Source organism: Terriglobales bacterium, from assembly GCA_035567895.1.
In the GTDB taxonomy this organism is placed as follows: domain Bacteria; phylum Acidobacteriota; class Terriglobia; order Terriglobales; family Acidobacteriaceae; genus Gp1-AA112.
The window spans coordinates 142,029-164,889 of sequence record DATMPC010000028.1; the positions used below are offsets into that span (position 1 = coordinate 142,029).

Annotated in this window: 18 protein-coding genes; 13 read left to right on the top strand and 5 right to left on the bottom strand. The window is 57.1% G+C overall.

Going from position 1 to position 22,861, the window contains the following annotated elements; all coding sequences use genetic code 11:
* Positions 1 to 35: 35 nt before the first annotated feature.
* The 4 genes from VNX88_07575 to glyA all read left to right on the top strand — a co-directional run bounded on the left by VNX88_07575 (position 36) and on the right by glyA (position 5,621).
* Entirely contained in the window at positions 36 to 1,487 is a 1,452-nt protein-coding gene (locus tag VNX88_07575) for a phosphoglucomutase/phosphomannomutase family protein (protein ID HWY68510.1), read from the top strand.
* Positions 1,487 to 2,638 carry a M48 family metallopeptidase gene (locus tag VNX88_07580; GenBank protein ID HWY68511.1) on the top strand — a complete coding sequence of 384 codons (1,152 nt, stop codon included), beginning with the start codon at positions 1,487 to 1,489 and terminating at the stop codon, positions 2,636 to 2,638. Before VNX88_07575 ends, VNX88_07580 begins: the two co-directional genes overlap by 1 nt.
* Before the next feature lie 95 nt (positions 2,639 to 2,733).
* Complete coding sequence (gene pruA, locus VNX88_07585) at positions 2,734 to 4,335, top strand: L-glutamate gamma-semialdehyde dehydrogenase (protein ID HWY68512.1); 1,602 nt, start codon at positions 2,734 to 2,736, stop codon at positions 4,333 to 4,335.
* Positions 4,335 to 5,621, top strand: coding sequence for a serine hydroxymethyltransferase (gene glyA, locus VNX88_07590; GenBank protein ID HWY68513.1), 1,287 nt, complete (start codon positions 4,335 to 4,337; stop codon positions 5,619 to 5,621). The genes pruA and glyA overlap by 1 nt, the downstream gene beginning before the upstream one ends.
* A gap of 88 nt (positions 5,622 to 5,709) precedes the next feature.
* Here glyA and VNX88_07595 read toward each other — a convergent pair whose 3' ends face one another.
* Positions 5,710 to 6,186: a DUF4440 domain-containing protein gene (locus VNX88_07595; GenBank protein ID HWY68514.1), complete on the bottom strand. Its 477-nt coding sequence runs from the start codon at positions 6,184 to 6,186 to the stop codon at positions 5,710 to 5,712.
* Positions 6,187 to 6,362: 176 nt separating this feature from the next.
* On the opposite strand from VNX88_07595, the gene VNX88_07600 reads away from it, so the two are divergent.
* The gene (locus VNX88_07600; GenBank protein ID HWY68515.1) at positions 6,363 to 7,163 is read left to right on the top strand and encodes a hypothetical protein; all 801 of its coding nucleotides are present in this window, start codon (positions 6,363 to 6,365) and stop codon (positions 7,161 to 7,163) included.
* Positions 7,164 to 7,169: 6 nt separating this feature from the next.
* Here VNX88_07600 and VNX88_07605 read toward each other — a convergent pair whose 3' ends face one another.
* The gene (locus VNX88_07605) at positions 7,170 to 9,254 is read right to left on the bottom strand and encodes a hypothetical protein (GenBank protein HWY68516.1); all 2,085 of its coding nucleotides are present in this window, start codon (positions 9,252 to 9,254) and stop codon (positions 7,170 to 7,172) included.
* 339 nt (positions 9,255 to 9,593) lie between these two features.
* On the opposite strand from VNX88_07605, the gene VNX88_07610 reads away from it, so the two are divergent.
* From VNX88_07610 to VNX88_07635, 6 genes are all read left to right on the top strand, one after another.
* Positions 9,594 to 10,787 (top strand): hypothetical protein, encoded by a 1,194-nt coding sequence (locus tag VNX88_07610; protein HWY68517.1) that lies wholly within the window; start codon positions 9,594 to 9,596, stop codon positions 10,785 to 10,787.
* Positions 10,750 to 12,132 carry an ABC transporter substrate-binding protein gene (locus tag VNX88_07615; protein ID HWY68518.1) on the top strand — a complete coding sequence of 461 codons (1,383 nt, stop codon included), beginning with the start codon at positions 10,750 to 10,752 and terminating at the stop codon, positions 12,130 to 12,132. Before VNX88_07610 ends, VNX88_07615 begins: the two co-directional genes overlap by 38 nt.
* The gene (locus tag VNX88_07620; GenBank protein HWY68519.1) at positions 12,129 to 13,946 is read left to right on the top strand and encodes an ATP-binding protein; all 1,818 of its coding nucleotides are present in this window, start codon (positions 12,129 to 12,131) and stop codon (positions 13,944 to 13,946) included. Before VNX88_07615 ends, VNX88_07620 begins: the two co-directional genes overlap by 4 nt.
* A 1-nt stretch (position 13,947) precedes the next feature.
* Entirely contained in the window at positions 13,948 to 15,327 is a 1,380-nt protein-coding gene (locus VNX88_07625) for a sigma-54 dependent transcriptional regulator (protein ID HWY68520.1), read from the top strand.
* Between the two features lie 226 nt (positions 15,328 to 15,553).
* Positions 15,554 to 16,741 carry an HD domain-containing phosphohydrolase gene (locus VNX88_07630; protein ID HWY68521.1) on the top strand — a complete coding sequence of 396 codons (1,188 nt, stop codon included), beginning with the start codon at positions 15,554 to 15,556 and terminating at the stop codon, positions 16,739 to 16,741.
* Between the two features lie 71 nt (positions 16,742 to 16,812).
* Entirely contained in the window at positions 16,813 to 18,054 is a 1,242-nt protein-coding gene (locus tag VNX88_07635) for a hypothetical protein (GenBank protein HWY68522.1), read from the top strand.
* Positions 18,055 to 18,198: 144 nt separating this feature from the next.
* On the opposite strand, the gene VNX88_07640 is transcribed toward VNX88_07635, so the two are convergent.
* From VNX88_07640 to VNX88_07650, 3 genes are all read right to left on the bottom strand, one after another.
* Positions 18,199 to 19,584: an MATE family efflux transporter gene (locus VNX88_07640; GenBank protein ID HWY68523.1), complete on the bottom strand. Its 1,386-nt coding sequence runs from the start codon at positions 19,582 to 19,584 to the stop codon at positions 18,199 to 18,201.
* A 275-nt stretch (positions 19,585 to 19,859) separates the two neighbouring features.
* A complete protein-coding gene (locus VNX88_07645) occupies positions 19,860 to 20,573 on the bottom strand; it encodes a VIT1/CCC1 transporter family protein (GenBank protein HWY68524.1) in 714 nt (237 codons plus the stop codon).
* 71 nt (positions 20,574 to 20,644) lie between these two features.
* On the bottom strand, positions 20,645 to 21,046 hold the full coding sequence (locus VNX88_07650) for a hypothetical protein (GenBank protein ID HWY68525.1): 402 nt from the start codon (positions 21,044 to 21,046) through the stop codon (positions 20,645 to 20,647).
* Between the two features lie 241 nt (positions 21,047 to 21,287).
* Here VNX88_07650 and VNX88_07655 point away from each other — a divergent pair, with 241 nt between their 5' ends.
* Positions 21,288 to 21,587 (top strand): helix-turn-helix domain-containing protein, encoded by a 300-nt coding sequence (locus VNX88_07655; protein HWY68526.1) that lies wholly within the window; start codon positions 21,288 to 21,290, stop codon positions 21,585 to 21,587.
* Positions 21,580 to 22,857 carry a type II toxin-antitoxin system HipA family toxin gene (locus VNX88_07660; protein HWY68527.1) on the top strand — a complete coding sequence of 426 codons (1,278 nt, stop codon included), beginning with the start codon at positions 21,580 to 21,582 and terminating at the stop codon, positions 22,855 to 22,857. The genes VNX88_07655 and VNX88_07660 overlap by 8 nt, the downstream gene beginning before the upstream one ends.
* The last annotated feature ends 4 nt before the right edge of the window (positions 22,858 to 22,861 follow it).

The following is a 22,861-nucleotide window of genomic DNA, read 5'->3' on the forward strand; positions in this document are numbered from 1 at the left end:
TAATCGTCTAAACTAGAAGGACTTTTTGCCGATCTATGCAGCCAATTAAATTTGGAACCGACGGATGGCGGGGCATTATTGCTGACGATTTCACCTTCGCCAACGTCCGGCGCGCCGCCTCAGCCATTACCAACTATGTTTTGAAGAATGAAGACAGCCGCCGTGGCGTCATGGTCGGCTACGACACTCGATTCGGATCGCGCCTGTTCGCGCAAGCCGTTGCCGAGGTGCTGACTGCCGCGGGCATCGACGTTCGCTTGGCCGATGACTACACACCCACGCCTGCGCTTTCGTTCGGTGTGAAGCACTTCGGCGCAGCGGGCGGCGTGATGATCACTTCGAGCCATAATCCGTTCAACTGGAATGGCGTTAAGTACAAGGCGAGTTATGGCGGATCGGGTCGGCCGGCAATTATGCAAGCTATCGAAGCTGAGCTCGACCAGCCGGTACCTAAAGGATCCAGAACAGGCACGATTACCGACACTGACTTCAAGCAGCCTTACGGGGCTGCCATCAAGAAATTCGCCGACCTCGACAAGATCACAGCCGCGGGATTCAAGTTCCTGATTGACTCTATGTACGGTTCAGGTCGCGGTGTGCTCTCCGGCATCTTCACCGAACGCGGCATCAAGCACGTTGAAATCCGCTCGGAAGTGAATCCGCTCTTTCCTGGAATCAATCCGGAGCCAATTGAGCCGCACGTGCGCGAGGCCCAGGAGGCGGTCGTGCGTGAAGGCTGCCATGGCGGCCTGATTACGGACGGAGACGCAGATCGCATCGGCGCCGTGGCGGAAGATGGCAGTTACGTCGATGCGCACAAGATTTATTCCATCCTGCTTCGTTGGCTGCTTGAACGCAAAAAGTGGCCGGGTGAGGTAGTGCGGGCATTCAACACGACGAAGATGATCGATCGCATCTCCGCCGAGCATGGACGCAAGCTGCACGAATGCGGTATAGGTTTCAAGAACATCTGCGATCTCATGCTGGAACGCGATATCTTGATCGGTGGCGAAGAGTCCGGAGGGATCGGAATTACGCGGCATCTGCCAGAACGCGACGGCATTCTCAATGCTCTTCTCCTCGCAAACGTGATGGCGGAAGAAAAGCGCACGCTGGCCGAACTGGTGCAGGACCTCCAGAAGAAATACGGGGAGCACTATTACGCGCGTCTCGACATGCACATCCCGAATGAGCTGAAAGAGTCGGCGATCGCGCGCGCCAAGTCCGGAGTACGCGAGATGGGCGGAAACAAAGTCTTGCGTGTCGAGACCCTCGACGGGGTGAAGTTCTTCCTCGATGCGCCAAAGGGAAGGCCGGGAACCGCGGCGCCACCGGCGGAGGCATGGCTACTGCTGCGTGCTTCCGGAACGGAGCCATTGCTACGTGTCTACTCTGAGGCCGGATCGCCTGAAATTGTGCAACAGCTACTAAAATCAGCTGAGGCCTTCGTCTATCAGGACGAAATGGCGGGAACAGCAGCTCACTGATGTCTGCAACCAACACCGACGTCGCCGGCCACGTCCATGCCGACACGCCCGAGGCGCGGCAGTATAGCCGCATCCGCCGCTGGATTTCTGTTGCGGATACCACACTGGGAATCGCCTTCCTCGTGGTACTGCTGGCGATGGGATGGACGGGCGATCTCCGCGATTTCGCTTTGCGCTTTGCGCACGAGCACTATGCGCTGGCTCTCTTCTTTTATGTGCTGCTCCTAACTGTTATCAGCAAAGCCATCAGCCTTCCGCTCGACATCTACAGCTTCCACCTTGAACATCGCTTCCATCTCTCGAACCAACACGCACCTGCCTGGATGCTCGACGAAATAAAAGGCTGGGCCGTCGGGCTGGTGCTCGCGACTCTATTGGCGGAACTCGTTTATTGGATTATCCGCAGTGCAGCGACTTATTGGTGGCTCATCGCCTGGATCGCATTTACGGCGCTGTTTGTGGTGTTCGCACAGCTTGCCCCGGTTGTGCTCTTTCCTATCTTCTACAAATTCGTTCCGCTCGAAGATCAGGAGCTGCGGAATCGGCTCGTAAAGTTGAGTGAGCGCGCCGGAACCCGTGTGCGCGGAGTCTACGAATGGAAGCTTTCAGAAAAGAGTAAGAAAGCAAATGCCGCGCTTACAGGTTTAGGGAATACTCGCCGTATCATCTTGGCGGACACGCTACTGCAGAACTACTCGCATGACGAGATCGAAGCGGTGCTCGCCCACGAACTCGGACATCATGTGCACCGGCACATTCTTAAGAGCATCGTCCTGCAGATGGTCGTCACGTTGGTCGGCTTCTGGGCCGCGAATGAAGTATTGCGCTACGCGACTTATCAGTGGCACATGTTCGATCTGCTTTCCGATTTCGCAAATCTGCCGCTACTGGCTCTCGTTTCCGCAGGGCTTTCGTTGATCCTGATGCCGGCGCTGAACGCGTACTCACGCTACAACGAACGTCAGGCAGACCGTTACTGCTGGCAATCAGTGCCGAGTGTCGATCCCTTCATCACGGCGATGGACAAGCTCAGCGCGCAAAACCTCTCCGAGAAGAAGCCGTCGCGTGTGATTGAGATCCTCTTCCATTCGCATCCTGCCGTCTCGCGGCGCATAGCGTCAGCAAAGAGCTTTGCTGCTGCGAAAGCCTAAGTACTGCCATTTGCGGGCGTCACACGCGGTGTAAACTATCAGGTTGCGGCAAGCTCTCGTGCTGCCGCAGTACACCTTCCTAAAAGGATCCTCCAATGGCAGCAACCGTCGAGACCCTTCCTGCTATTTCCTTACGTTCGCCTCGCGGCGAGTTTCGGAATACTCCACCAATCGACTTCACCAGTCCGGAGAATGCTCGGGCCATGCGTGATGCTCTGCGCCAAGTTCACGCGCAGCTCGGGACCGAGTATGACTTGGTAATCGGCGGGGAAATGATCCGCACCAAGGAAAAGATCAAGTCGGTAAATCCTGCTAAACCGTCGGAGTTAGTGGGTGTTCACCAAAAGGCAGGTGCCGAGCACGTGGAACCTGCGATGCACGCTGCTCTGAATGCATTCGAGAGCTGGCGCACCACATCCTGGGAGGAACGAGCGGCGTTGCTGCTGAATGCGAGCGCGATTATCCAGTCGCGGCGGCTGGAATTCGACGCCTGGATGGTTTACGAGGTGGGAAAGAATTGGGTTGAAGCTGACGCGGACACCGGCGAGACCATAGACTTCCTCGAATTCTACGCGCGAGAAGCCCTGCGCTTGTCGAAAGTGCAGACGCCCGTGCAACTCCCCGGGGAGCGCGACGAGTTGCTCTACATTCCTCTCGGCGTCGGTGCCGTAATTCCACCGTGGAACTTTCCCTTCGCGATCATGGCCGGTATGACTTCGGCTGCAATCGTCTGCGGAAATACTGTGATCCTGAAACCATCGAGTGACTCGCCCACAATCGCAGCAAAGTTTTTTGAGGCTCTGCAGGAAGCGGGAATGCCGGACGGGGTTGTGAACTTCTGTCCCGGATCGGGAGCCACGTTCGGCAACGCGCTAGTGGAGCATCCTAAGACCCGCTTCATCGCTTTCACCGGATCGAAAGGGGTTGGGCTCGACATTCATTCGCGCGCAGCCCAACCGCGCAAAGGGCAGATATGGATTAAGCGCACGATACTGGAGATGGGTGGGAAGGACTCCATTATCGTGCAGGCGGATTGCGATTTGGATTCGGCTGTCGAGGGTGTGGTCGCCTCCGCGTTCGGCTTCAACGGGCAAAAGTGTTCGGCATGCTCGCGCGCGATCGTCGAAGAGCCTGTCTACGATCTTTTCGTCTCCCGACTACGCGATCGAGTGAGCCAGTTGGCGCAAGGGGATCCCGCCGAGAACAAGAGCACCGGCCCGGTTGTCAACGAGGGCGCGATGAAATCGATTCTTGAGTACATCGAGATCGGCAAGAAAGAAGGGCGACTCATCAACGGGGGAGGGCGCGCGACTGAACATGGTGACGGCTATTACGTCCAGCCGACAGTCATCGCCGACGTGGCGCCAAACGCACGAATCTCTCAGGAAGAGATCTTTGGTCCGGTTCTGGCCGTTATCAAGGCGAAGGATTTTGAGGAGTCGCTGGCCATAGCTAACAACACCGAATACGGGCTAACAGGCGCCATCTATACCTCCTCGCGCGACAAGATAGAAGCTGCCAAGCGCGATTTCCATGTTGGGAACCTGTACATCAATCGCAAGTGCACAGGAGCTATAGTGGGCGCGCATCCCTTCGGCGGATTTAACATGTCCGGCACCGACTCCAAGGCTGGCGGCCCCGATTATCTATATTTATTCACCCAGGCAAAATCCGTAGCAGAGAAGGTGCAGCGCTAATGGCCGACCGCATGGAGCGCCCGCTATCGGAAGCCGATCCGGATGTATTTGCGGCCATCGAGCACGAGCAGCGCCGTCAACATGAGGGCCTGGAGCTTATCGCTTCAGAGAACTTTGTCAGCGAAGCAGTTCTGGAAGCTGCGGGAAGCGTATTCACGAATAAGTATGCGGAAGGCTACCCGGGCAGGCGCTACTACGGCGGCTGCGAGTTCACGGATGTAGTGGAGAACCTGGCTCGTGAGCGTGCGAAGCAACTTTTTCACGCGGAGCATGTAAATGTGCAGCCGCATTCAGGATCCCAAGCCAATGCTGCGGCTTATTCTTCCGTGCTGCAGCCAGGCGATACCATTTTGGGACTCGACCTTGCTCATGGCGGTCATCTCACGCATGGCCATAAGCTGAATTTCTCCGGCAAACTTTACAAAGTCGTCTCCTACGGCGTGCGCAAGGATACCGAAACTATCGATTACGACGAGCTTGAGCAAATCGCCATGCGCGAAAAGCCCAAGCTTATTATCGGAGGGGGCAGCGCTTATCCGCGCATCTTCGATTTCCAGCGAATGCGGGCAATCGCCGACCTCTGCGGAGCCCTGCTCCTGATCGATATGGCGCATTTCGCCGGACTCGTCGCCGGCGGCGTGCATCCTTCTCCGGTTCCTCACGCGCAGATTGTGACCACCACGACACATAAAACGTTGCGGGGGCCGCGCGCCGGCATGATCCTCTGCAAGCAGGAATATGCGGCGGCCGTCGACAAGAACGTCTTTCCCGGACATCAAGGCGGGCCGCTCGTGCACATCATCGCGGCGAAGGCAGTCGCGTTCAAAGAAGCACTGGAGCCCACCTTCGCCGACTATGCTCGGCAAATCGTCGCCAACGCGAAGGTGCTGGCGCAGACGTTGAAAGATGCAGGCTTCCGCATCATTTCGGGTGGAACCGATACCCACCTCATGCTGGTGGATGTCTTCGCCAAAGGGATGTTGGGCAGCGAAGCGGAAGTGGCGCTGGGCAAGGCGGGCATTACGGTGAACAAGAATGCAATTCCGTTCGACACGAATCCGCCCCTAAAGCCGAGTGGAATCCGAATTGGAACGCCGGCGGTCACAACGCGCGGCATGAAAGAATCTGATATGAAGCAGATCGGCCGCTGGATCGCCGAAGCACTCGAGCGTCGTGCGGACGACAAGGCTCTGGATCGCATTCGTCATCAAGTATTCGAGCTGGCCGAGCACTTTCCGCTGTACGCCGAGCGAAGAACCCGCGGCGGAGTTCTAATGGCGAGGTAGGGGCAGCAAGAAGCAAATACTCATATCCGCGTTTATCTGCGTGAGTATTTGCTTTTGCAGTTGACGTTCTCTGCGAGCCCGAACAACATCATTGCGGACTACCGTTCCACGACTCTAACGCCAGCTTCCATGAGCCATCGGTTTGCTTCCGCAGGATCAGGGTGATCTTGCCTTTGTTCTTGACTGGCTCAGCGCGGTCGGGAACCGACACAGTCTGAGTGTTGATCCCCCATTCATAGGCAACGTCGCCGGCGATGCGTGTCCCCCGCCAATCGACGTCGCACTGCAGCACCTTTACGCCCTTCATCTTCTCACTGAGCCCCGTGAGCCAGCCGGAGATTTCGGTCTTGCCGACCATGGGCTCCATGCCGGGCAGTAGGTCGACTCCGTCATCGGTCCACAACTGAACGGCGGCATCATGATTCATGCTTCGGCAGGCATTGATGAAGGCGCGGTTAAAGTCGTCCAGCCCTTTTCTGGCGTCCGGGCTAGAAGCACTGAGTCCGGGTCCGGGATCAGTAGCGCTCGGCCTGTCCTGAGCGAACGCGCCACGCTCCGAAACCATAAGAACTGTAAGAATAAGAAAAACAAGGAAGAAGGCGGAGAACCTAGGCAATTTCATTGCCCGAGGAATGTAGCACTTGATTCGGGTACTCACAAAATTCCACCGAATCTGGCCTTCCTTAAGCTCGGATTTCGCTTCTAAACAGGTGTTCGCCCCTAACTATCTGGAGTTGTGTCATGCCGGGCCCCCGCTATCAGTCCACCCTTACGACGGCTATGTCCGCCGCCCTGCTGCTTGCTTTGCTCTTTGCAAACGCGAACGCAGAAGCCGCCGATTTCGGGAGCGCAGCTAACGAACGCCCTGACATGGCTACTCTGGTGAAACGAATCATCGAGGCGCAGTTAGACAATCGTGCGCGTGCGAAACCTTATTCAGTCACACGTGAATACAAAGTCTTTGGCTCGGGGGTAAATCGGCCACGCACGGAGGTGCTTGCGCAGGTTAATTTTCTGCCTCCCAATGTGAAGAGCTACGGGATCGATCAGAGCACCGGTGGAATGGGTGAGAAAGTTGTTCGCCGCATTCTTGACCACGAAGTGGACTCCACCCGCGATCCCAAGATGATGATGGTGAACGAGAGTAATTACGATTTCGCTTACGCAGGCCAAGGCGTTGTTGGTGGAGTTCGATGCTACAAGCTGGAGATCACGCCCCGACACGAACGAAAGGATTTGCTCAACGCCATCATCTGGGTGGACCAGGGTTCATACCGAATCCTGCGGATCGAAGGCGATCCCGTAAAGAGTCCTTCCTTTTGGGTGAAGGATGTCCATGTAGTAATCGACTATGCCGAGGTTGCCGGCATGTGGCTGCAAACTCAAACGCAGGCAATGGCACACCTACGCTTCGGCGGAGAGTACAAAATAATCTCGCACGACTTGAACTACGACGTTGCCCAAACTGTCGCGGCGACTACCCCTGCGGCGCGAGCGCGTCGCAGGCACTCATCGGCGATCATGGCTGTGGGTGTGAGATAGCGGCACCTACTTCGGCCTCACCACCACAATTCTCGGATTGAAGGTCACGGAGATCTGGTTTGCGTCTGTCGGACCTCCGGTAGCCGTTAGGTCGATGCGATGCACGAACGGACCTGTGCTGCCGTTGGCTGCAGTCCCCACATACAGTGAGTGGGCGTCCTGCGTGAGTCCGCCGGAAAACAATACGCCACCTGGATTCACCAGCGCGATCGTTCCCGTCGTGCCGTCCGCAAAGTGATAGAACGGAACTCCCGTTGCTGCGCTGCCGCCACTGTATCCCGTGAGGAATGCGTTGGAGTCATCTGAAGCCACGGCTATGCTCGTGGGCGTTCCCACGAATGCGGGGAGAGCTGCATTGCGGCCGGTGTTGCTGGTGGTTGGGGGACACCCGTTGCTGTTGACGACACTATAGCTGACATCTGTCCAGCCTCCCGATCCGACACCCACCATGTGAGTACCATCGGGCATCGGCGCAAGAATGTTGGCAGCCCCGGCGGCTCCAGGCAGGGGGGAATCGTTGCACACTGCGAGTCCTAAAATGGAACTACCCCCCAAGTACGCCACTGCACCCTGCGGGGTGAAGGCAACACCATCGGCAGCTCCGCTAAGAGTCTTCAAACCAGTTGAGGGAGAATACTCGTACAACGCCGAGCCACTGGTGAAGTAGGCCTTGCTGTTATCGCTATCGAAATCGGCGTTGGTGACCCCCGCCAGATCGAACGTCTGAGCCGTATTTGCAACGGCATCGAAGACGAACACCTTGCCTGCTGATGTGTCTGAGATAACAACCTTGTTGCCATCGTTCGAGACGGTCAGTACCACTCCAGTGATCCCGCTTGCCGTCGCTGTCACCGTGTTCGTGCCTGGATCGAAGATCAACATGCCAACCGAACTGCCCAGGTAGGCCTTACTGCCGGCACGACTGAAGACCATCGAGTTCGGAGATCCAGGCAGAGTGATCGCCGTTCCGGCCGTGTTGGCAGCGCTGTCGATGGGGATGAGGGAGGTATTCGCCGTGCTATCGGGCTTGTCGCTTCCGGTTACGTAGATCGTAGTCGCCGTTGTTCCAGTAACGGTTCCAATTACCGGATTACTGTACACCGCAAGACCAGCGCCGGTGCCGTTGAAATTCACATTCGGACCGGACGCTTGGTTACATCCTGGAGGCACGCATGAAGCGATGAGTGTTGTCACGCCCGCGCCTGGCGTTGTGACCGCTCCGGCGCTCGTGATCGCAGCTGCAGTTGGAATGTAACTGGAAAAAGTAAGTGAGGCGCCCGTAATCGGCTGACCCAGAATGTCGGTCACATCGGCCACAAGTGTCTCCGTCGTGCCCGTGGCGACGCTGAACGTGGTATCGGTTACGCCTGTCAGATGTAGCGAGATCGTCTTGGGAGGACAGGCGACAACTACTGCGGGAGTGCCCGTGGTATTTGCGACCGAAGCAACCACTGTAGTTGCTCCGGGCTGCCGCGATGTGGCCACGCCATTTGAATCCACGGTGGCTACAGTGCCCGAGCCTGTGCTCCACGTCAGTGGACCAACGTTAGCCGTGATGTCGACCGGCTGCGGGTTACCGGGTACATTCGTGAAAACCCTTGCCGTGAACTGTTCCGTCTGATTCTGGGAGACGCAAACCGGAGGATTGGCGGGACCGGACACGATAATGTTGTCCACATGCCTGTGGACATATACAGGCACAGTGGCAGTGAGTCCGCCAGACGTCGCGGTCACGTTGACCACCTGGTCAGGCAACGGATTTCCGCTGCTGTCCTTCGTCTGGCAAACGATGTTGTTGCTGTCGAACACGCCGGCGCAGATCAATCCGGCGGAGGTTACTGTCACGAGGGCCGGATTGGCTGAAGTGTACGTGACCGTCGGAGTGGGAGTAATCGCCGTACCGCTTGAGTTGGCGACGCTTACGGAAAAGCCTGCTACATCTCCATGAGTGAGCGAAAGGCTACTCGGTGTTGCGGTGATTGTTGCTGGAGTGTTTGAAGTCGAGCTGGAGCTGCTTCCACCACCACAAGATGCCAGTACCGCGGCTGCCCCGCAAAGCAGGAGCATCCGGGTGACCAGATAAAGACGCATGTACCCTCCCCGCTGCCCCGGTTCACCTGGCGCGATTAACTGCACCGAGGGATAAAAGTCAGCGGAAGCAATGAAAAAAATACTGAAAAGAATGAACCATACAGTTTAGAGTCGCCAAGCCGAGTGGAGCAAGCGAGCGGGACGGTGCGGAGTAACCGCGGCTCTGGCACTGGAGAAATGCTGTGGCACTTGAGGTTCGTGTCAACCCGGGTGAAACCACGAAGGACACGAAGGAACACGAAGGACCCGAAACCAGCCTTCGTGACCTTCTTGTCCTTCATGGTTTCATCCGGGGTTATCTCAGGCTCTCCATGATGCGTGCTACACTCCGCGTATCCCATGTTGAAACGGACTTGCCGCTGGTTGCTGGCATTGAACGTTTGCTTTCTTGCCGCTTTGCCCGCTGCAGGTCAGGATTTTGTCTTCGGCACGAATCAACTTTCTGCCGAAATTAGCCAGGCAGTGGCTCCGGCTTCCGCTTCTTTTTCTTTAGTCAATCGGTCTTCTCTCAATGATTCAACTGTCTCAACGATCCGAGCCGGACTTCTGCAGGCATTGCAGTCGCGTGGATGGAAAATCGGGAGGCCCGAAGGCAATGAAGTCGCAATCGCGATCACGCTGAATGAAAATTATCGAAACTATGTCTGGACTGCGGAGATCAGCAAGGCGACTTCGCGCGAAGTGCGAATCGTCGAGCTGGTGAAGGGAATCTCTGGCCGGGCGCAGGCAGACAATCACATCACGCTTTCACGATATCTGTTGGTTTCCTCGGAGAGCCCTTTGCTCGACGTTACTCTTCCGGAAGGAAAGGTTGGTGAAGGCGCGCATCTGCTGGCGCTTACCACGGCTGCGATCCAGCTCTTTCAGTTGCAGTCTGGTAAATGGCGTCCGTTGCAAACGCAACCGCTGGGTCGCGGTCCGCTGCCTGGCAGAGACATGCGTGGACGAATCGCATCGAACCAAAGCGGCGGCTTCGATGCCTATCTTCCTGGAGTCCACTGCATAGGAACGGCAACTAGTTCGTTGAACTTCTCGTGCCGCCAAAGCGACGATCCCTGGCCGCTGGCAGACGATCGCCAATCCCTTGCCTTTTATGCTCCGAGCCGGAACTACTTTAATGGCGTGCTTTCCTCTCCCAATGGGCAGAGCGGCACGGTGAATGCTTTCTTCTCTGCCGCAATTCTAAGCGACCGCGTTGCCTTCACGAATGTGGACGGGCATGCATCCGTTGTTCAAGCCGGCAAGTCAGCGCCAATTGCGGGAAAGTGGGGGAGCTCGATCGCTGCCGTTCAAAGCTCGTGTCGGACTGATCTGGCTCTGGCCAGTGCTGCAGGCGACTTTCAAACTGCTGATTCACTGTCTGCCTATGAAGTGGTGAACTCCGAATTCAGACCAGTCTCGGAATCGATGGCATTCACCGGACCGATCATGAGCTTGAAGACCGCCACGGACCATCAACAGGCGATCGCAATTGCCACAACTCCCTTCGGACGTTATGAAGCGTATCTGCTTACTGCTCGTTGCGGCACTTAGTCTCGCACCGATAGCCTGGACGGCCAGTCGTCCACGGTTCGGTGGCACGCTGCGCGTCGAGGTGCGCGGAGCAATCAGTTCCTTCGAGATCACGGACGACGCCAACGCTTCCCGCGCACTTTTGCGGGATCTTGTCCTGAGTAATGTCTGCGATCGCCTGATTACTCTGAATGCAAACGGCGATCCACAGCCGTCGCTCGCAACCACCTGGCGCTCGGAGCGCGATGCGCGAACCTGGTACTTCGTAATCCGCGATGGCGTGAACCTGCAGAGCGGAACCGTGCTGACGCCGCAGGCGGTTATCACGGCGCTCTCTGCGCAGAATCCAGATTGGCACGCGCGAGCCTCTGGCAATGAACTACTGATCCAATCTGAAACGCCCGTCCCAAACATCCTTTACCAGTTAGCGGCACCGCATAATTCCATCTGCCTGTCGGGCAACAACGGACAATGGATCGGAAGCGGTCCACTTCAGATCGGCGACTTCCAACCGGGACAGCAGATTGAACTACGCGCCTTCGATGACGCGTGGCAGGGACGTCCATTCCTCGATCGCGTTCGCATTCAGATGGGCAGATCATTTGCCGATCAGGCGGCCGACTTGCAAACAGAACGTGCCGATCTGATCGAAAGCGATCCTACGCAAACACGTCCCGCCGCTGCCGGAACTTTGAGCTTTACAGAACCGGTTGAACTGTTCGCGCTTGCGTTCACGCCCAATCATCCTGCGAATGCGGACCCCAGTGTGCGTGAATCGTTAGCGCGCTCGCTGGATCGTAACTCCATCCATTCCGTATTGCTGCACAGGCAAGGGCAGCCCAGCGCGTCATTGCTGCCCGAATGGATCTCTGGCTACGATCATCTATTTAAGAGCACACAGGATGTTTCCGCGGCGCGGCAGCTCCGCAACCCGCTGGGCTCACTTCTACCGCTCTCGCTCACCTTCGACGCCAATGATGATCTGGCTCGGCTTGTTGCTGAACGCGCTGCGTTGAATGCCCGTGAAGCGGGGATAACCTTACAACCTCGCGCTGAGAATCCGTCATTTCGCTGGTTCAATGCCGATGTAAGGTTGGTTAGATTGCGCCTGGGCTCGCCCGATAAGGGAACGACGCTCAGCAAAATAGGCAGCATTCTTAATGTTCCAAAGCTCCAGGGAGCCCAATCAGCGGCAACGCCGGAGGCGATGTTCGCCGTCGAAAGCGATGCGCTCAAAGACTATTCGATTATTCCGATCGCCCACGTTCCCGAGGCGTACATCAGGGCCTCTACTGTTCACGATTGGTCGATGACGAGCTGGGGAGACATAGGGCTTGCCGATTTGTGGGTCGAGGCTCCGAAATGAGCCTGCGCACGCGGTTGCTGTTGGTTTTCGGCGGAATCGTTGTCATCACGGTTGCTTTGATCTCATACGCTGTTTCGGTTGGAGCACGAAGATCGTTTGAAAAAGTAGACAATCAGCGAGCCACTGCAATCGCGGGCCAATTTCAGCGGGAGTTTGAGCTGCAGGGCGACGCTTTGTCGCTGCGCGCGGCTGCAATCGCGCGCTCACAGCCGTTGCGCAATATGGCGCTGGCCCTGAGCTCGCCCGGCGGGGATCGAGCGCCTTACCTGAATCTTGCAGGCTCGCTTGCTGCCGAACAGCAACTCGACTTCCTGGAGATTCTTTCCCAGGATGGAACCATAATCTCGTCAGCACAGTGGCCTGCACGTTTTGGTGTGCACTTGCCCTGGGCAGAGGACGTCCCAAATTGGAACCGCGAGCGGGCATTCTTGCAATATGAGGAAACGCCTGACGCCGCGGAACTGGCCCTGGTGTCGGTCCGCGAGCTGGCAGTGGTAGACAGAAGATTCATTATCGTAACCGGCCAGAGAATTGACTCCGGCTTCTTGAGGAACCTCGTTGTGCCAGACGGCACTCGCGTGCTCTTATGGCAACCATCGAGCAGCGCGGGAGAACTGAAAGATGATCGTGGAACAGTGAGCGTGCCGGCGGAATTGAGGCCGGTGCTCGAGCAATCAATGCGGCAAAGGCAAGAAGTGAAGCAGCGCATTCGTTTGGACGACAGTCCAGATGGTGCGTACATGACGCATGCGATTCCGCAAACCGGGCGCGATTCAAAACGACCGCTCGCCATCCTGGTGGTCGCCAGCAGCAGCCGCGACCTTCGCGATCTTCAGAAACAGATTCGCAATATTGGCCTTGTTGTGGCGATTGGTGGCATCGTGCTGAGTATCTTGGCGAGCGGATGGTCTGCGGGCCGCATCAGTCGTCCGATCGAGGAACTTTCTGCAGCTGCGCAGGACGTCGCTGCAGGTAACTGGGAGCGCAAGGTCGACGCTGCTTCCCGCAATAATAAGGATGAGGTTGCGCAGCTCGTGGCATCGTTCAATCAGATGACCGATGAGTTGCTGCGGCAACGTGATCGCGCGCTGCAAGCGGAGCGCGTGGCTGCCTGGCGTGAACTCGCTCGACGCTTGGCGCACGAACTCAAGAACCCAATGTTTCCCCTTCAGATTACGATTGAGAATCTGATGAAAGCCCGTCAGCACAACTCGCCTGAGTTCGAGGAGATCTTCGCGGAGAGCGCATCGACGCTGCTGGCCGAACTCGGCAACTTAAAGAAGATCGTCGGCCGCTTCAGCGACTTCTCGAAAATGCCAGTTCCGCAGTTACAGCGCGTGAACCTAAATCAAATCCTGGAGGAGATCGCGAAGCTCTTTACTCCACAGCTGGCCTCGGCAACCAAGCCGATTAAGTTGGAGACCAAGCTGTGCTCAAGCGATGCCACTATCTCCGCTGATCCAGAACTCCTGCGGCGGGCCTTTGAGAATCTAATGCTGAACGCGATCGATGCCATGCCGGACGGTGGCGTTTTGCGAATGGCTACCTCGGCCGATGATGGGAGCGTGGCTGTCGAGATCTCAGATACAGGCGCCGGCATGGATGCCGAGGAGGCGAGTCGCGTCTTTACTCCTTATTACACGACCAAGCAACACGGCACCGGTCTTGGATTAGCCATTGTTCAATCAGTGATCAGTGACCATGGAGCGAGAATCTCGGTACACAGCCGTCCAGGGGAAGGCACCACCTTCCGCATGGAATTTCCGCGGCAGCCCGCGAAACGGAGCAACGACGCGGTAGTAGGAAGGGCTTAGCGTGGCCAAGGCGCATCTGCTGATCATCGACGACGAAGCGAATACTCTGGCCTCGTTGTCGCGCGCTTTCCGCCTCGCTGGGCATGAAGCCACGGTTTGCGATCAACCTGCGCGGGCGCTCGAACTCGTCAAGAACCAGGCTTTCGATTTGATCCTTTCCGATGTCGTAATGCCGGGAAAAGATGGGATCGCATTGCTCGAAGAGATTAAAGCACTTGGAGTCACAACGCCCGTAGTCATGATGTCCGGCCAGGCGCACGTGCAGATGGCCGTTCGCGCAACCAAACTGGGCGCAATCGACTTCCTGGAAAAACCCATCTCCACCGACAAGCTCCTGCTGACCCTCGAAAACGCGATGCGGCTCACTCGTCTCGAGCGAGAAAACCGCGAGCTGAGGGGCACGCTGGGGAAACATGAACTGGTGTGGCGCGGCGAGGTAATGTCCCGCCTGATGGCACAGATTGAACGCGTGGCCGCGAGCGAGACTCGCGTGTGCATTCTTGGAGAGACCGGGACGGGAAAAGAGCTGGTTGCACGTACGCTTCATCAGAAGAGTCCACGCAATGCAGAGCCGTTCATAACGCTGAATTGTGCCGCTGTGCCGGCTGAATTAATCGAGAGCGAACTTTTTGGGCACGAAAAGGGATCGTTCACTGGAGCTGCCGCCCGTCATGTTGGCAAATTCGAACAGGCCAACGGAGGCACGCTCTTTCTGGACGAAATCGGTGATATGCCGTTGGCCATGCAAGCCAAGCTATTGCGCGTCCTGGAAGAAGGAGAGGTAGAGCGCGTCGGGGGGACTGGAACAGTGAAGGTCGACGTACGCGTGATAGTGGCGACCCATCGCGATCTCGCCGAGCAGGTTCGGCAAGGCAAGTTTCGCCAGGACTTATTCCACCGCGTCTATGTCTTTCCCCTTACGCTGCCACCACTGCGCGAGCGGCGCGACGACATTCCCGTCCTGATTGAGCACTTCCAAAAACAGATCGCCCGCCAGAACAATTGGAAGCCGGCCGAATTTACAGCCGATGCCATCGCAGGATTGCAGAGGTACCCCTGGCCCGGAAACGTCCGCGAACTGCGTAACGTGATCGAGCGTCTGCTCCTATTGGCGAACAACAATGTTGTTGATGAGGCAACGGTGAGAATGGCGCTACCTGCAACGGAGAGCATGCCGGCAAGTTCTGCGCCCGATGGTCACGGCACTCTCGCTGAGCGCATGGATCAAGTCGAAAGAAGCATCATCCTGGCCGAACTCGATCGCCAAAAGCACCACATTACCAACACGGCAAAATCGCTCGGCGTGGAGCGCAGTCATCTCTACAAGAAATGCCAGCAGTTGGGGATTGATCTGGCGAAAGAAAAGAAGGGACAGGGTTAGTCGATGCATCGCAACGAACACCCCAAAGCACGTAATCATCCACCCGAGTACCTGCTTGAACCAAATCAGCAACTAACTTAGTAATCACAATTTCAACTAGCTGCCCTAAACCCGGTGCTATGTTGTAGTTGCTCTGTCGACATCCGTCACTTCGTCTGTGGTGGATAACAATTCGAAAATCTTCCGCCTCTTTGCCGTCCTGAGAACGATTGCCGAGGTCGGGCCCGTGGCCACCGCGGATCACGAATTCTCCGATGCTGCCCGGCAGATTCTCGAGCGCATCCTGCGCGCTTTTGATGCCGAGCAGGCCGCGCTCCTGCTTCTGGATGGTGCCGCTGCGAAGCTCACTTGCGTCGCTGCCACCGGATTTGCTGGCCTGACTGCTCACTGTGTGCTGCCGCTCGTTGGCGTTCCCCAGCATCACTGGAACCAGACGCGAGCACCGCGAGTAACCAACCGCCAGCAGGACATCCAGGAACTTTTCGGCTCTTCGCAGACTCCTTTCCTCAATTCCATCAAATGCTTTGCGCCGCTGCGTGTGAGTACTGGCCCGGTTGGCGCTCTCGTGCTCGGTGCACGGCAAGGCCAGGAAACCTACGGCGCCGCTGACCTCGAAGCGCTGGAGATGCTGGCTCCGCACTTGGCGTTGGTGCTGCACAATCACTCCCTCGCCGAATCACTGCGTCATCAGATCGCAGACAATCTCCGGCTGCTCAGCTCGCTTCACCATTCCTATGACGATGCTCTCGAGGCCTTCGCCACCACGATTGACTCGAAGGATACTTATCTGCGAGGACATTCGGTCCATGTTGCGCGTTTCTCTGCCGGAATCGCGACCACTTTGGGAATGAACGAGGACGAGGTTGTAGGAATTCGCGCGGCTGCCCACTTGCATGACATCGGCAAGGTCACGGTGGACAAGCAGTTTTTCGCTAAAGCCTCCACGCTGCGGCCGGAGGAGTTTCGCGCAATTGCCGACCACACTGTGATGGGCCACCAGATCGTCTCCTCAGCCCGCTTCCCTTGGCCGCAGGTACCGGAGGTCGTCCGCTGGCATCACGAACGTGCCGACGGGTCGGGGTATCCCGATCGCCTTCATAACGACGAGCTTCCGCTTTCGGTACGCATCGTCGCTGTCGCCGATACGTTTGACGCCATGACTAGTGATCGTCCATACCGGCAATCTAATTCGGTGATGAGCGTGTGTCACGAACTTGTCAGGCTATCTCCGTCGAAGTTCGATTCGAGTGTGGTGCAGGCGTTGCTGGTGCACTTACGGCGCGATCTGGAGAACAAGAGCGCCACACGGTTGCTGCCACAACAAAAGACGGCGCAGGTCACCGTGGCAGATATCGACAAGCTTTCTTGCGACCTTGTAGGACGCCTCACGGGGCATCGAGTGTATTCGGCGTGAAAATCTGCATTCGTGTTTTCCGCGATTGAGTTTGAGAAAAAAGATCGACCGCGAATCGGGGAACTCGCACCTTGTACTCAATTGAAGAGATTTGCGATGCGATGATCACTGCAGGATCGGCCGCAGCCCTTTGCCGCAGTGAACAGGATTTTCTCCTCTGTGCACTGCAGGCCGCCGGCGAGTTGCTGGAGGTGAGCTGCGTCGTCTTTTATCCCGCAACTGGCTCTCCATTTGGTCAGATCGGCACCTTGCGCGTGAACCAGCGCGCCGGCAGTGATCTTGAGACTCCCGAAAACCTCCCCACGGCCTTCAGCGATTATCTGCGCCGTCAGCCACGGCGCATCATCGTCTCCGGCGACTGGGACGCACTCAGCACACTTCTGCCCTCGTTCGACTTTTCCTGCTGTGCGTCGCTGTGGATCTCACTCGGCAACGAAGACTACACTTTCGGTACCCTGGCCTTCTTCGATCACGCCTCGCGCCGCTTCGACCGCACTCAGCAGAAGATCTCTGAACTGATCGCGCACGTGATCCGCCTGGGTTTGGAATCGCAAGCAGGCCGTCAGACGCTGCAAAGCAGCGAGGCGGCGAACTATCACGAATTCTCGAAGCTGGTGGGGGGCGTAGCCCGCGATCTCATCAATCCGGTCACGGCGATCTTTGGCTACATCGAATTGCTGAAGGCCGAATCCGTGGAGCCACGCTCGGCGCATCTGGTCACGCGCATGGAAGAGCAGATCGAAAAGGCACGCAAGGTCATCGCCACATTCTCCACCGGCTCGGAACTACAAAAACTACGGGGAAGCGATATTCCAACCGTCCCGCGGGCAGAACTCGAGCGGCCAATCGCTCCGTCTAAGCCAAAGACGGAAGCAGCGGCCACGCCGATATGGCAAACGACCACTCCACAAGCAAACGCCGGAGCACGCATTCTGCTCGTGCAGCGCAGTGAAGCCGTGCTCGAATTCCAGCGCTCGGTCCTGAGCGCCCTGGGTGCCGAAGTAATTCCCGCACTTTCCGCCAGCGACGCGCTCGATCACCTTCGAACCACAAAGATGGACGCAATCGTTCTGGATGACGAATTGGAAGAACCTCTCTCCAGCAAGCGATTGGTCTGGTGGGTCCGCGAAAACCGGCCGGAACTCGCCGAACGAATGTTGCTCACGGTGTCACGGAAGCCAAGCCGCGAAACGCGAGAGATTCTGGAAATCGCTATGCTCCCCCACGTAACTAAACCGCTCGAAGTACTGGAACTCTATTCCCGCGCCCAGCAGGTGCTGCAGTCAGGAAAGAATCCTCATCTGCTGCAGTAGGACATCCAACGTCATCTAGGCCCGAAGGGCCAAAAGAAGCAGACCAGCGGCGTGAGCCCTGGGTTCAGGTTCTATTTTGAATTCGAGTCCCGGAGGGACGGCACCTGCACGTGCCCCCGAGACAATGAGAGAGAATCTGCGAGCTCACGCAACCGATGCGACTTTCACTCCTGCACTCGCGACCAACATTCGCACTTTGTGTCTCCAAGCAAACACCAAAGCCGTTCCGATAACCGCAAGGGAAACCGCCAGGCCAGTCCACACACCCACTGCGCCAAAACCGCGCGTGAATCCTAGGTAATACCCAAGAGGCAAACCCACAACCCAATATGCGACGAACGAGCTGAACATCGGAATGCGCGTCTCGCCTGCTCCGCGTAAGGCTCCTGTCGCAACGGTCTGTAGTCCATCGAACAGCTGAAAGGCTGCGGCCACCAAAAGCAGCATCACGCCAACTCGCATCACCTGAGGATCGGGGCTGAAAGCCCGGACAATCATCCGCGGCGCAAACACGAGCACCAGCGCGGCGAGGGTCATAAATCCTGCACCCATTGACAGCGCCGCCCATCCCGCACGGCCGGCCGCGACGGGATCGCGACGTCCAATCGCCTGCCCAACGCGCACCGCCGCCGCTGAGCAAACACCCAAGGGAACCATATAGGTCAGACTCGCACAGTTGAGCGCGATCTGATGCGCAGCAACCGACGCCGCATCGAGACGCGCAATCAGCGCCGTTGCCGTCGCAAAAACGCCAATCTCGAAGAACATCTGTACGGCCACCGGCAATCCGATCCGCACCAGCTCACAGATTCGTGCAAAATCGGGACGTAGTGGACGATCGAGCAGCGGCAGATTGTGCCGACGGTGCTGCCACACTACGACCGCAAACAACACAGCCGCCATATATGTGCGCGAGATGCACGTGGACCATCCCGATCCCGCAACGCCGTATGGTGGGAATCCCAGATGCCCGTAAATGAGAATCCAGTCTCCAACCAGGTTCACAACGTTGGCCGAGATGAGCGCGAAGGTCACCGGCTTCACCAGATTCACCGCCTGAAGATAGCGGCGAAATGCGAAATACAGCAGCAAAGGAAGCGTGCTCCAATTCATTGCTCTCAAGAACGGCAACGCTTGCGCAAGAACTTCGGGATTCACTCCCATTCCGGGAAGCAGCCGCCCGATGAGCCACACAACGAACATGGAAGCCGGCGCGAGCGGAGCGACGATGTATATCGCGTTGAGCAGTGAATGGTTCGCGTCTGCTAAATCTCCAGCGCCAAAAGACTGTGAAACTTTCGTGTCCAGTGAAAACAGAACGCTGCCGCCAAACATGGCAGCCGTATAAAAGATGACGCCGCCCAGGCTGACGCCGCCGATGGCCTGAGCACTGTTGGGCATGTGGCCCACCATGATGGTGTCCACCAGGCCCATCGCCATCCACCCGATCTCAGCCAGGACGAGCGGCCACGCCAACGTAAACACGCTGCGGGCTTCCGACTTAATCTCCTGGAGAAATCTCTTGGTCATATTTATTTGCGTTCCAATTCGAATCGAACCCTGAAAATCTAAACCTGTCATTCTGAGGCCTGAAGTTGGCCGAAGAATCTCCCGCAATGCCTCGAACTGCTTTGCAACATCCCGGTTCTTCGGCCCGAGGGGTATCTTCTAAAAATCCTGAATTGAGTACTAGAGAAGATTATGGAACGAACCTAACAGACTCAGGAAAGCCCGCAATTCTTGGGGCGCTGTTGAATCGAGCCGGGATGGAAATTCAGTACATCGGAATTCTTGGTTATTTTCTCTTACTCTACCGAAAACAATCGTGCCAGTCCAAACGCAGCGGCTGCCGCGAGGCCGCCCGTGAGCGTCGTTTGTATCGCGCTGCGCAGCGGGGAGATTCCAGCAACTCGCCCCTTAATGAAACCGAAGACCGCAAGCGCCACGATCGTGATGAGCACTGACCACATCAGCGCCGAATACACGTTGTGCAGAAAGATGTAAGGCGCAAGCGGAATAAGTCCTCCCACGATATACGACGCTGCAATCGTCGACGCGCTGTTCCTCGCGCGCTGCGGCTCAGGCTTCTCCAACCCAAGCTCGAAGCGCATCATGAAATCCACCCAGGCCTGCGGCTTACGCTTCAGTGCATTCAAAACCGGCGTGCTCTCCTCCTGACTCACACCATAGGTGCTGAAGATCTCGTAAATCTCCCGCTCTTCATCCTGAACACGCTCGACGATCTCACGCTCCTCGCGCTGGCGCTCGCTGTGATAGTGACTCGCGTCACCCTTGGCCGCTAGGTATCCGCCCAGTCCCATAGCGATCGAGCCAGCCGCAATCTCGGCCGATCCTGCAAGGACGATCAGCCGAGTCTGGCTCACGGCGCCCGTCAATCCTGCCGCCAGCGCGAAGGGCACAGTTAAACCGTCGGCCATTCCAATGACAATGTCCCGTACCAGATTTCCCGAAGCAAAATGCCGCTCCACATGGAGAAGATCCGTATGTTCATGAGCCATGCAAACAAGACTAGCCGAATCCAATGACTCTGCCGAGTGTGCAAAGATGGTTCGGTTAACGTGAGTTGCGTTTAACGTGGTTCCGGCCGCCCTCGGCCGGGCTCTTCCCAAAAAGACTCCCAGACTGTTTTAGCAACAAAAGCCCCGCCGGTCCTTGCTCCGCAAAGCGGTTTTCCACAGCGAACGACGGATGAAGCCTTGAGTACGTCGACCGGTTGCGTGCAATTCACGAACAGCGTCGACTTGGTAACCGCACTCATATTCACCACGGCGCTCACGATGGTTGTTCCCGATGCGGGAAGTGTGACCGCGTTGTGTGCCAGGTCCGCGGGTGAGTAGACCAAGTGAGGCTGCGGCCGCGGCGTGATGGTCCTTCCACCCTTGTCCACATCCGGCGGAATGTTGGTCGATTGCGCTATGGCAATGAGCGCCGCACTCGCTGCAAGCAGGCCGAGCAAGATGATTCGATTCATGAAGGCTCCTTAGGTAGGAAGGTTGGATTGCACCGCAAGAAGACCAAAGCCCCGGTGCCGAGCTCGGAATCAATCGCAGCGGCCACAGAAGAGATAACCAGGATGTCACCGATCGGTTACTTTGTGGAATGTCACCGATCGGTTACTTTGACAAAGATGTCACCGATCGGTTACTTTGTGGAATGTCACCGATCGGTTACTTTACAAACAAAGCCAAGCCCGTACGCCTCAGTGAACCATCATGCTGATAAGAACACCCGCTGACCTGGGAGCCCTCATAAAAGAGAGAAGAATCGCACTCAAGCTGGACCAGGAAGCACTGGCGAAGGCCGTTGGAACCAGCCGCAAATGGATCGTTGAAGTAGAAGCCGGAAAACCCCGTGCTGCTGTTGGTTTAATCCTGAGAGCCCTTCGTTCGCTTGGCGTAACGTTGCAGGTCAACACTTCGGGCCAGCCTGAGCGTCGTCCTAAGTCCTCGCCATCGTTTCCTCAAGTGGATCTCGACGCTCATCTGGAGTCGTTCAAGCGACGCAATGACTGAAGAACTCATCGCGCTGGCAGACAATTTTGAAGTCGGGCGCGTCCTGAAGCAGGGCGGGCGTATCTCTTTTACCTACAACCACGCCTGGCAGCGCCATGCAGACGGCTTTCCCATGTCGCTTTCCATGCCGCTGATTATGACCGATCATGGCCATGCTCCGATCGAGGCATTTTTGCTAGGACTGCTGCCCGACAATGTAAACGTTCTCGACAAATGGGCTCAACGGTTCCATGTATCCGCCCGAAACCCGTTCGCTCTGATGAAACACGTAGGCGAGGACTGCGCCGGAGCCATCCAGTTCATTCGTCCCGAGCGCCGGGAACAATTACGTACCGAATCGGCAAAATCGGAGATCCAGTGGCTGACCGAGCAAGACGTCGCCGAGCGCCTGAGACTATTACGAGAGGATCACTCTGCCTGGCGAATTGCTCGGGATACCGGCCAGTTTAGCCTCGCCGGCGCCCAGCCCAAAACGGCACTCCTGTTTCGCAAAGGACGATGGGGAGTTCCCTCAGGGAGAACACCAACCACGCACATTCTGAAACCGCCAATGGGCGAGTGGGAAGGCCACGCCGAGAACGAACACTTCTGCCTGGAGCTTGCCGCCCGCATGGGTCTCATCGCCGCCAAAACCACGGTGGAGCGCTTCCAGGACGAAGTCGCGATCGTCATCGAACGCTATGACCGCATCCCAATTTCCTCAGGATTCATTCGAATCCATCAGGAAGATATATGCCAGGCCATGGGTCTGCCGCCGACGCGGAAGTACGAGAGCGAAGGCGGTCCCAATATTCAAGACATCGCAGAGCTGTTGCGAACCAACTCCAAACGCCCGGATGAAGATCTCAGCGCCTTCGTTGACGCCGTTGCGTTCAACTGGTTGATCGCAGGCACCGATGCGCACGCCAAAAACTATTCAATACTGATCGGCGCGCAGGGCACGATTCGTCTCGCTCCGCTCTACGACGTCGCCAGCATTCTTCCCTATCCGGGGATCCACGTCCCGAAACTAAAGATGGCGATGAAAATTGGAGGTCACTACGACCTGCGTATGATCGGCCTCCGCCAATGGAAGGCCATGGCAACCCAACTTCGTCTCGATGAGGAACAGCTTGTTCAACGCCTGCAAACGCTCGCAGCCGAGCTGCCCGACCAGGCAACTTCGGTGGCGCGCCGCATTGAGCGCGAACTGAAACATCCCATCATTAAGCGCCTCGCCGAAGCGGTCACAAAACGCGGCCGGCAGTGCGCGCAACTGCTCGAGGTGTGATCGC